The organism is Amycolatopsis sp. NPDC003861 (genome assembly GCF_053605405.1).
The window spans coordinates 1-10,486 of record NZ_JBSGJD010000301.1; the positions used below are offsets into that span (position 1 = coordinate 1).

General features: G+C 66.4%; 8 protein-coding genes and 1 pseudogene. 5 read left to right on the top strand and 4 right to left on the bottom strand.

Features of this window, described 5'->3' with window-relative positions; all coding sequences use genetic code 11:
- The first annotated feature begins 122 nt into the window (after window positions 1-122).
- Window positions 123-479 carry a hypothetical protein gene (locus ACWEVN_RS42365; RefSeq protein WP_452055048.1) on the top strand — a complete coding sequence of 119 codons (357 nt, stop codon included), beginning with the start codon at window positions 123-125 and terminating at the stop codon, window positions 477-479.
- Between the two features lie 65 nt (window positions 480-544).
- On the opposite strand, the gene ACWEVN_RS42370 is transcribed toward ACWEVN_RS42365, so the two are convergent.
- Window positions 545-850 carry a hypothetical protein gene (locus ACWEVN_RS42370; RefSeq protein WP_452055049.1) on the bottom strand — a complete coding sequence of 102 codons (306 nt, stop codon included), beginning with the start codon at window positions 848-850 and terminating at the stop codon, window positions 545-547.
- 292 nt (window positions 851-1,142) lie between these two features.
- Here ACWEVN_RS42370 and ACWEVN_RS42375 point away from each other — a divergent pair, with 292 nt between their 5' ends.
- Both ACWEVN_RS42375 and ACWEVN_RS42380 read left to right on the top strand, forming a co-directional pair.
- A complete protein-coding gene (locus ACWEVN_RS42375; protein ID WP_452055050.1) occupies window positions 1,143-1,376 on the top strand; it encodes a helix-turn-helix domain-containing protein in 234 nt (77 codons plus the stop codon).
- Between the two features lie 5 nt (window positions 1,377-1,381).
- Entirely contained in the window at window positions 1,382-2,905 is a 1,524-nt protein-coding gene (locus tag ACWEVN_RS42380; RefSeq protein ID WP_452055051.1) for a pentapeptide repeat-containing protein, read from the top strand.
- Window positions 2,906-3,471: 566 nt separating this feature from the next.
- Here the strand turns inward: ACWEVN_RS42380 and ACWEVN_RS42385 are convergent.
- Window positions 3,472-3,826: pseudogene (locus tag ACWEVN_RS42385) on the bottom strand (IS481 family transposase); the annotation flags it as partial.
- Between the two features lie 298 nt (window positions 3,827-4,124).
- Here ACWEVN_RS42385 and ACWEVN_RS42390 point away from each other — a divergent pair.
- On the top strand, window positions 4,125-4,331 hold the full coding sequence (locus tag ACWEVN_RS42390) for a hypothetical protein (RefSeq protein ID WP_452055052.1): 207 nt from the start codon (window positions 4,125-4,127) through the stop codon (window positions 4,329-4,331).
- A 166-nt stretch (window positions 4,332-4,497) separates the two neighbouring features.
- On the opposite strand, the gene ACWEVN_RS42395 is transcribed toward ACWEVN_RS42390, so the two are convergent.
- Complete coding sequence (locus ACWEVN_RS42395) at window positions 4,498-6,852, bottom strand: hypothetical protein (protein WP_452055053.1); 2,355 nt, start codon at window positions 6,850-6,852, stop codon at window positions 4,498-4,500.
- Window positions 6,853-7,847: 995 nt separating this feature from the next.
- Complete coding sequence (locus ACWEVN_RS42400) at window positions 7,848-8,816, bottom strand: 3'-5' exonuclease (RefSeq protein WP_452055054.1); 969 nt, start codon at window positions 8,814-8,816, stop codon at window positions 7,848-7,850.
- 924 nt (window positions 8,817-9,740) lie between these two features.
- Between ACWEVN_RS42400 and ACWEVN_RS42405 the strand changes: the two genes are divergently transcribed.
- Window positions 9,741-10,486: IS982 family transposase (locus ACWEVN_RS42405; protein ID WP_452055055.1), on the top strand; the 746-nt coding region annotated here is incomplete at its 3' end.

Sequence of the window (10,486 nt, forward strand, 5' to 3'; positions counted from 1 at the left end):
CTCTTTCCTTCCTTGCCGGCTTTCCCCCCCTTTTGGGTTTCCTCCCACCTGGTTTTGGGGGGGGGGGTGGGGGGGGGGGGGGGCCCCCCCCCCCCCCCCACACCCGCCACCAGGGAGAACCGATGTCCACACCGCGCGACGAGCGCGACCGGCAGACCCGTCGCTGTATCGCCGAGCTCGCCGAGGAGTGGCGCCGCACGGCGGCCGCGCTCCCGTTCTGGGAGATCGACGACGGTGGCCCCGAGCTCGTCCTCGTCGGCAAGGACCTCGGCCAGCCCGTCGCGACCCTGCACGGGATGTGGGCGCCGAACCTCGCCCGCTACATGACCGCGATGAACAAGCACGCCGGCGTGTCGCTCGCCGACCTGCTCTGGCGCATGTCCACCGGGAACGCCGACAGCAACCTGACCGCGGCGTCGATCAGCCTGTTTCGCGCGATGGGCCGCGAAGAGCGCGCGGAGCGGTACCGGCCTCGGTAGCGTCGAGTCCGCGGGTCGGCGCGCTCTCTCCCTCTCGGCGCGCCGGCCCGCCTCTGCTACTTCGCTCAGGCGAACATTGTGACTATTTCCGGGTGCACGATCAGTACGGTCGCCGCAAGCGCGGCAATTAGTACGGCCGCGATCGAGGCGATCAGGGCGAGATCTCGCAGGTGTCGCCGGGCCCCCGGGCTGCTCGCGATCTCGGTGACCAATCGAGGCCAGTCGTGCGTGGGGCGTACGGGCGGCTGCTCCGAATCCGACGGTTTGCTAAGCTGGCTCATGAATCTATCTCCTGAATTGACCTCGGGAATTTGATTCAGGCGCCTGAACTGTTGGCCCAGTTCGGGCGCCGTTTTAACTTCGAGATACAATCGACCTTATTTATCTCTCCTATTTAGCGCGCTTCACTTGGTTGCTTACGGTGACTGTTGCCTCGTCAGGCTAGCGCCTGTGTGGCAAGGGGAGCATCGCCAGGATGGCTGATCGGAAGCCGGAGTGTGTACGCCAATGATCGAATTTATCTCTTTGTGATATGTCCGAAGTCGAATCGGTGCCGTCGCGGCATTGTCCACGCAGGTGGCGGCGGTAAAAGAGTTTGCGAATGCAATCAACAGGTACCTCACCCGTGCATGATGAGTGACACATCCCCCGCACGATTGCCGTGTGCCCGGCCCGCCTCTCCTCCCTGAGGTCGGCGACGCGATCGCCGACGCGATCCGCCGGACCCCCACCCCGACGCAACGCGCCATCGCGCGCGAGTTCGACGTGTCCGTCAGCACGGTCTACCGGGTCGCCGCCGACTACGACCTCGCCGACGCCACCGGGCATGACCGACCTTGGCGCGCGGTTCACCATGGTGGTGGTCTGCGACATCCGGGTCGTCTACTGCGACCCTGATAGACATGACCGACAACGACGCTGCGCCACCGCCGTCGGCACCAGCCGTTCTCGCGCCACCGCTGTCCGCAGCGGCGGCGCGGCGAGCCAGGTTACGCGAGCTCTCGCCGAAGACGATGTGGCTGACCGCGGCCGTTATCGCCGTGCTGACGGCGGGCGCGGTGGTGGTGCTGTGGTGGGCGGCGACCCGCGGACTCAACGGCGCCGAGCTTGTGACCGCGCGGCTGGACGCGCTCAAAATCGGGCTGAGCATCGGCGTGGGCAGCGGCGGCGTCGTCGCGCTGTACCTGTCCTGGCGACGCCAGGACTCCACTGAGCGCACGCTCGCCCACCAGCAAGAAGTCCACACAGCAACGATGGCGCACCAGGATCGGGTCGCCACCGCCACCGAACGCGATGCCGCCCAGCGGCGGCTGAACGAGCTGTACCTCAAGGCTGTCGAACAACTCGGGTCCGCCGAGGCCGCGGTCCGTCACGGCGGCCTCTACGCGCTCGAACAAGTTGCACACGACGATCCCAAACGGCGGCAGACCGTGGTCAACGTGATCTGCGCTTACCTGCGCAGCCCCTTCACCCCGCCGCCGGACACCGCCGGCACGCGGCGGCTGGGTGCGCGCCGGCCCCTGCTGAAATCTGCTGACCGCTCCCGCGTACCCGCGAGCCCCTCCTACGGCGGTACCCGGCAAGCCCAGGTGCAAGAACGCGAGGTACGTCTCACCGCTCAACGCATCCTGCACCAGCACCTGCAACCCGGCGAGGATCCCGATCATCCGCGATCCGACTTCTGGCCGGGCATCAGCATCGACCTCACCGGCGCTACCCTCCTCGACTTCTCCCTCGCCAACTGCACAGTCGCCACCGCCTCCTTCCGAAGGGCGACCTTCACCGGCACCGCTACGTTCGAGACGGCGAAGTTCAGCGGCGACACCGGGTTCGAGGAGGCGGAGTTCGGCGGCGACACCGGGTTCGAGGAGGCGGAGTTCGGCGGCTACGCCGGATTCAGCGGGGTGGAGTTCTGCGGCGGCGCCTGGTTCGTCAGGGCAAAGTTCGGCGGCGACGCCGTATTCGTCGGGGCAGGGTTCGGCGTTGACACCGTGTTCGACGGGGCGGAGTTCAGCGGCACCCCCTGGTTCGACGGGGCGCAGTTCAGCGGCTCAGTCCGGTTCAACGGAGCGAAGTTCAGCGGCTCAGCCCGGTTCGGCGAGGCGAACTTCAGCGGCCTCGCCTGGTTCCGCGAGGCGAAGTTCAGCGGCGCCGCCTGGTTCGACGGGGCGATGTTCGGCGACGCCGGGTTCGGCAGGGCGAAGTTCTGCGGCGCCGCCTGGTTCGGCAGGGCGAAGTTCGGCGACGCAGAGTTCCGCGAGGCGGAGTTCTGTGGCGAGGTCGAGTTTGGCCGTGCGGAGTTCGGCGGCAGCACCAGCTTCGACGGGGCGGTATACGACGGCGGACGCGCATTCGACCCGGCTGAACATGGGGTACCGCAGTGCGCTGATGAGCCCGATCCCGCTGGAGGTCCGAGCACGACATAGAGCCGGAATCGCCCTCACAAGCCTTCAGCGGGTGCTACCCACCATTTCGGCCAGCGGGGCTCGATGTGCAGCCCGGCGGGTTCCTGGTGCGAGCAGGGGCTTGCCAGCTGGACGGGGGTGATGCACTGAGCCGGGTAAAGATCAGCTCAGTGCATCACCCCGTCCGTGCCGTCCTCGTCGGCGGCCTTCGGAGCCCAGGGAGCCGACTGGTCGTCGGGGCCGAACTGAAGCACACCACTCGCCCCGGCCGCAAAGGTGCAGTCGCACCGGCGAGGAGGAGCGACAGTCCGGACCAGCCGATCGAGGCTGTCTCGGCTTGGCGGCCTCGGAGCGCGGGTCGCGGGCCTGGTCGAGCAGACGACGAGACGGTGTCGACCTCGTCATCACGCCCTGCCGTGGCTGGCCGGACCCAGAATAGCCCAGCTCGACAGTTGTGCCGGCGCGCTCGCAGGTGCGCGGCACCAGGCCGGGAACGCACCAGCCGGAGACCTCGATCAGCCCTACGGCTTCTCGTTCGGGCTTGCGCTCGACACGATCCGTCCGGCTCCTGACCGAACGACGGAGCGGAACGCAACCGCGGTTTCCCGGGTCTCGTCGGCATGGATTTCGGTGTAGGCCAGCCTGCTGTGATCGTCGACGGCGTTGTGCAGGTAGGCGTAGCCGTGGCCACGGTTGCCGCTGTTGCGGCGGCCGACGGCCCGGCCGAGGACTTTGTGTCCGCCGCCGTCGGGGATGTTGCCCAGCTTCTTGATGTCCACGTTGCACCAGATCGCCGGGTGCGTGGTGTTCGTAGCGGCGGATCGGAGCCGAGGTGGCCCGGTCCAGGTGGGTGAGCCGGGGTAGCCGGTAGCGGGTCAGGATCCGGTGCACCGTGGAGGGGTTGAGACCGAGCAGGTAGGCGATGCGGGCCGGTCCCCACCGGGCCATTGCGCAGCTGATCGGGAGCAGCAGCCAGCTGTGGCAGCGTGCGGATCTGCGCCCGGTCCGTGCTCACCCCTCCCGTGTCCTGTCGCTGTCCGGCGAGGCGCATCGGACAGTGCCGGACTCCGTACTCGCGTCAACGGTGACTCTGCATTCTTGCTGGTCAGCCTGCCGGCGTGTGCCGTCCAGCCGTCTCGCCGTCCGGGTCACGACGGAGCACGTGCCGGACCCTGGCCCGGGATGGTCGGCTGGTCCTCGAGCACGGACTGTCCGGGCTCGAGGACCGGGAGAACAGGACATGATCATGTGGACGCCGTTGGTTACCCTTATCGCGCTGGTGCTGCTCGCAGCCGCGGGCGTCGCCGCAGCAGTGGCGCTCATGACCACAGACCATGAGCGCGCAGTGCGGGCGCTAACCCTACTTAAGATCTTGCTCGGTGCTCTCCTGAGCAGCGGTGGCGTGCTCGCGGCAGTGACTCGCCTTCACCAGGCTGGACTGCTGTGACACGGCGACTGAAAGGAGTGCTGCTCTGAGATCGCTCGGGGCTGCGAGCTTGCCGACGAGTCGGATCTATTTGAACCGCGAATCGACGCGGTCCCGCGTGGATTCGAGACCGGGTTCCGCGCCCACAACAGGATGCCGCCGGCTTCGAATGAGGTGCTGATCGCGCCTACGAATTCGAGCCAGGCGACCGTTTGCGATGCAAAGCATCAGCCGCCCCGGGCGTTCCCGCCGTCACCTCAAGCTCTAAATCCCCCATCAGTTCCCGACGGACCAGAAAGTCGACTAGACGCGAGGCGATTCGCAAATCGCCGTTGTCAGCGAGAGGGCGCAACAACGAGAGGGCGAACTCGATTTCACCTTGCTCGATCAGCAGGTTGGCTTTCCAGATAGCGAAGCGGGCTTCTTGGTCATCTTTCAAGGTGCGCGTCTTCTCGGCGTCTCCCGATTCGGTGAGCAGGAACGCGGCGTGCTTATCGCCGTCGTCGGCAAGGGGGCGCAGCAATGAGATGGCAGCCTCGACTTGTCCCTGTCGATGCAGCACGCCAGCGAGTCGGACAGTGGCGTCGTAGTCGCCGCTATTGGCGCGGGTGCGCAGTTCCTCGGTGCATCCGTGTTTCGCCAGCAAACCGGCAAGATGGTAAGTGGCAAGTTTAAACCCGTCGTCCGCGAAGATTCGCATCAGAGAGATGGCGACCTCGGCTTTTCCCTGCTGATCCAGAAGCTTGGCGAGCTCGACAGCTGCGTAGCCGTCCCCGTGGTTGGCGCGAGCGCGCAATTCCTCGAGGTATCCGTAATCGGCCAGCCAGTAGGCGAGCGATCTGGCGGCGTGGTCGTTGCCTTTGTCTGCAAGGGTGCGGAGTAGTGGGAGTGCAGCCTCCACGGATTCCTGTTTGATTATCAGCTCGGCCAGTTTGTAGGCGGCGCGCCTGTCGCCGTTGTCGGCGCGGGTGCGTAGCTCTTCTATCCCACCCTGTTTGGCTAGTAGCTCAGAAAGCCGGTAAGCAGCCCATTCGTTGCCATTGTCGGCATAGGTGCGTAGTGCATCTACTCTTCCTCGTTTAACCAGCAGCTCCGAAAGCCGGTTGCTGGCGTCATCGTCGCCGTTGTCAATGAGCCGAAGGTAGAGGACCTCGGCCTCATAGTCGCGGCCACGGCGTTCAGCGTTGTCGATTATGCGCTCAATGTCGTCGGCATGGTGATGGTCGATCACGGCTCGCCAAGCGATGTCAGGAAGGACCTCGGTGCGGCGGGCACGCAGCGCGTGCTGGTGCAAAAAGTCTGCAACCCGGTAGCCGGCGATGCGTCCCATCGTGGGACCCACTGGGGTCAGCGCGGCAGCCGCCCCGTACTGCAGCCTGGTGGCGTAGGCAAGGGCACCGTCGAGCCAGTCTCGGGGAGCGGTGGCTATCTCCCCTTCGTCCTCGCTCAGGTAGGCGGGCGCCGCGGCGTCGAGGAACTCGCGGGTCAGGAGCGTATGAGCGCCCACCCTACGGGCATCCAGCGCTGCGGTGATGACAGCCTTGGCGTACGTCGGGGCATGACGCCATTGGCGGATCAGCGCTGGCCCTGCGGCCATTACTTGCGTGAAGCCGGCGTCCGGAGTGTCAAGCGCAACCCTGATTCGGCGGTCACTGCCGGCGAGTACCTCTGCTTGCTGAAGCTCACCCGTGCTGAACATGCGGGGCGCAGTCAGGACGTCAGCCAGGTCAAGCAAACGTCGATCGCTGGCATATGGGTCTGTTTGTCCGTTGACCGGCAGCGCTACGCGCCTGCTGTGCTCGTCCGGCCAGCACGTTGCGACCAGCACTGCACCCGCCGCGATCAGGTCGCGGACCTGCCCCACCGGCACACCCCCTGCATCGTCAAGGTAATACTGCAGCTCGTCGAGCCACACCACTGTCCGACCGACGGGGTGCACAGCGAATTCACGAAACCTCTCGGCGTCGCCGGGATGCAGCAGCCACCAGTCCGGCAGAACCGACCGCACTGCCTCGAATAGCGCGCGAGTCTTACCGACCGAGGAGTCTCCGGTCACCAGAACGAATCCGCCTGTCTGGCTGGCGATGGATATCTTCGCGCGAAGATCTGCGTCGAAGTCCCGCGGCACATACAGCGGTTCGTGCAGGGCATCGTCCGCGCTCGGCTGATCGACTTCGATCGCAGCATGTACCCCAAGGCTCCGTGGCAGTGCGTCGCGGACCCTTACCGCTCCAGGCGGGCACCGGCGGTGCTGATTCGCCACCCGATCCAGAGCTTGCAGCCACGGACGCTGCGCCTCCTCCGCGTGGATGCCGCAGGCGGCCAGAAACGTCACCACCGTCATGACCTCCGGAACGGACTTGGCGTTGACCAGGCCGCTGGCGGTCGATCGTGGAAGAGTGGGTCGCCGGCCGCCTCGCGGCGGCAGCCTCGTGGCGGCATCAGCCAGCCCCCGCAGCGACAGCGACCGATCACGGCGCAGCTGATCGAGTGCGGCAGCCAGCTGGGAAAGCGTGCCAATCTCCGCCAGATCCATGCCCACCCCCAAAGTGTCCCTACAGGCGTCCGGTGGAGATCGCTGGACTGTGCCGGATACCGCACTTCCCCGACCGCGTTGCCGCATCTTTACTAGTAAGTCCTCCCAGCATACGTCCGTACCGACATCCGTAATCCGGGTCGGTACGGAGCCATGCCGGACTTTATCTCCAACTGATCGGCTGCTTGTGAAACACGGACAGGCATGCTCGTGACCCCGAGAACAGGACACGATCATGCGGACGCTGTTGATCACCCTCATTGCGCTTCTGCTGCTCACTGGCCCCCGGGCTCCGCCACTGCGGTGGTGCTTACGACACTAACCATCAGCGCGCCTTGCGGGCGCTGACCTTGCTCAAGATCTCTCTCAGAGCGATCTTCGGCAGTAGCGGCGTGCGCGCCGCAGTGGCTACGGCTGCATCAAGCCGGACTTCTGTGATGCAGGTCGAACCCGCACCGCTTGCAGGCTTCACCGTCGGCCTCGAGCAGCAGCAAAACGGTCGCCGCCTCGGTCCGATGGCTCCGACGCCTAACGCATGAATGCCTGGCGGGTTCGTTAGAAAGGGCCAGATAGTTTGACGTCGTCGCTCGTCCGGCGCGTCAGGCTAATTGTCCTGTCGCTGGTCATCGCCATGTCTTCGGCCAGCCCAGCTGTCGGTTGACAGCGACGGTGTACGAGGCCGCGGAGCGGCCGTCGATCGGCGGTGGACGCTGGTACGCGCTGCCCGACGACACGACCTATTTCCAGCCGACAGGCGGGGAGCTCCGCCCGTCGCTGATCCCGGCGCATACGCTCCGCGACCGCCCAGCTTGGTCCGAGGTCGCCGGAGGTTGACCTCACCCGCGGTCGTCTGGCTGCCTATGGGAGCGACGTTGGCTGAGTCCACTCGGGTGGCGGGTCGGCGAGTCCCAGGGCAACGAGCCGGGCGGTGATGGCGTTCTCGTTGCGGCCGAACTCAGCCACGAGTTCCGTCAGGGTGGCGCCGTCGCCATGTCGACGCGTCAGTGGTGCTCCTCGGCTGGTGTCCAGCGTTTGTGCGAGTTGGAGTGTGTCCGTCGAAGATCTTCGACGGTGTACGCAGGTGCCGGCTTAGGAGCGGCACGCTCACGGGCGAGGTCGGCCGGGAATGGTGCCAAGCCCAGCTTGTACAGCCGCCACCGGATCGCGACTTCGGTCCTGCCGGTGCGCATATGGATCTCCTGCACCGTCAATCTTGCGTAGTCCATCGCCGTCAGCTGGGCGTCATCGGCGGCGCTCCAGGTACCGGACTTCGGTTCGGGCGGAATCGGCTCGGGGTTAGCGGCCATTTCCCGCAGCCTGCCCAACATCGTGATGCAGTCGCCGAGCGCACGATGCTCGCCGCCGAGCCGGTGACGGCGATAGCCCGAGCCATCGGGCTCGCCGACCCACTCCGCGTGCCGCGCCATCGCGTCTTCCCACCGAGCCGGCACCCAGTCGGTCTCCGTCGCAGTGCTCCAGCTCGGCAACAGCCGGTCTGCCTCCGCGGTGAGGAGGGCTCGGTCGAACGCGGCCTTCCAGCACACGATCCTCTTCCCCGAAAGCAGCTCCACCAGCTCCTCGTGCAGATCGGCGAACACCGGCACTCCCGCTGCGGAGACCATGTCGGACGTGATGCCGTGCTTGGCTGCCGCGTCGGCTGCAATTGGCTCGCCCTCGGGATTGACGAGCGTCTCCAGCAAAACTTCCCCGGTCGGGGATACTGCCGCGATCTCGAGCAGGCGACCGTCGAAGTCCGTGGATTCGGTATCCAGCAGCACGGTATTCGGATCGTCGAGGACCTCCCACGCCCACAGCGCCGCTCGGTGCCGGTCGACCACGCGACGGTCAAACTCCTCCACGAACTCCTCGCCGCCGACGCGAACGTCGAACAACTCGACCAGCATGTACCCGTCCGGCCGGTCCGGATTCCAGGGGCGGCGGCCGGCCACCCGCAGCTGCTGGCTCGTCATCAGGTGCTCGGGTACCTGGTTACGCCGGTACACCGGGACGTCGGGCGTCAGCGGGACTCCTCTCCATAACGAACGTTGACCGTTCGTATACACGACAGCACCGACAGTTCTGTGACCACTCGGCGTCGGCTACGCGTCGGCGTGGGCACGCGGCCTCCACACCGGAGCCCCTGGCCTCCTAGGGTGGCGCGGTGCACCGCAAGACTGTCCAAGTCGGAACTGTCGTGGTCGAGGAGCTGGTTTTCGGGTTCTTCGGTCCTCGAGAGCTCTGGTACCGGCGCCGTGACGAGCCGGGCTGGGGCGCGATGGTGGAAGTCGCGGGCGTACCGCGGCTCCTGCAGGCCGTGACGGCCGGCGAGGCTACTGCCGAGCAGGTCGAGCACCAACTCGTCGCACACTGGCCGAGGCTGCCGAACGAGCGGCGCTCGCCGATGAGCCATCACCGTTCTCGTCGGCTGCCACGGCGGAGTCGCTACGGTGCAACGGTGACTGTTCAGCGTGCGAGAGCAAACGTGCCGAGCTGGACGAGTGGCATGACGAGATTGAACGGCGAGTCGAACGCTTCAAACACCACGACCGCTACCCGTTCGCCGTCTCCGGCTCCTCAATCCACGCCATCACCTGCAGGACCCTCGTCGCGAGCCTGAGCGCCCGGCCCGTGCGCGCCGGCGGAGATTCGGAACGGCTCTACCGCCGCCAGCTGCACTCGTTCACCCACGGTGTTCCCTGGGACAAGGCACTCCCGTGCCTGCCGGTGACCGAGGCAGAGCTAGAGCGATGGCGCGCGGAATGTACCGGCACCCACCGCGGCCGTCGATACCGGCTGTGCAAGATCTGCGACCCTCAGCCGCCGCTGTACTAGACGAGTAAGTCCTAAGGCCGGGTGGTGTCTGGAGACAGGCGAAGGGTGTCCAAGATCAGTTTGTGACGACCGACCTGAACACCCTTCTCACCGCACTCTACGTCAAGATCGACGACCATCTGGGCAGGCCCGCCCGGACCGGACGCCCACCACGGCTAACCGACGCCGAACTGATCACCCTCGCCGTGGCCCAGGCCTTGCTCGGCATCCGGTCCGAGGCCCGCTGGCTGCGGTTCCTGCCCCGCCACCTGCCCGGCGCTTTCCCCTACCTGCCCCAGCAATCCGGCTACAACAAGCGACTACGCACCGCCGTCCCGCTGCTCAAACGCGTTATCCGCATGCTCGCCCTCGACACCGACCTGTGGACCGACACGACCTGGGTCGTGGACTCCACCCCAGTCGAGTGCGGCCGCTCCCGCGAAACCGCCAAACGCTCCGAGCTGGCCGGCTGGGCAGGCTACGGCTACTGCTCGTCGCATTCACGGTTCTTCTGGGGCCTGCGCCTGCACCTGATCTGCACCCCCGCCGGGCTGCCGATCACCCGGGCCCTGGCCACCCCGAAACTCGATGAACGTCAGGTGCTGATGGCGATCCTGGATCACGACCCGTCCGTGCTGGCCGACCGGCCCGGACTGCTGGTCATCGCGGACAAGGGCTACGTCTCCCGTGAGCTGGACGCGTTCCTGGCCGAACGCGGGGTCCGGCTACTGCGACCCAACTACCGCAACCGCACCCCGCACCCGGCCGAGCACCTGCTCAAACCCGTCCGTCAGCTGATCGAATCGGTCAACGACACCCTCAAAGGCCA

Excerpts from the sequence above, each read along its gene's own strand:
- ACWEVN_RS42365 (WP_452055048.1), top strand. The coding sequence starts at position 123 with ATGTCCACACCGCGCGACGAGCGCGACCGGCAGACCCGTCGCTGTATC.
- ACWEVN_RS42380 (WP_452055051.1), top strand. The coding sequence starts at position 1,382 with ATGACCGACAACGACGCTGCGCCACCGCCGTCGGCACCAGCCGTTCTC.
- ACWEVN_RS42390 (WP_452055052.1), top strand. The coding sequence starts at position 4,125 with ATGATCATGTGGACGCCGTTGGTTACCCTTATCGCGCTGGTGCTGCTC.
- ACWEVN_RS42400 (WP_452055054.1), bottom strand. The coding sequence starts at position 8,816 with ATGACGAGCCAGCAGCTGCGGGTGGCCGGCCGCCGCCCCTGGAATCCG.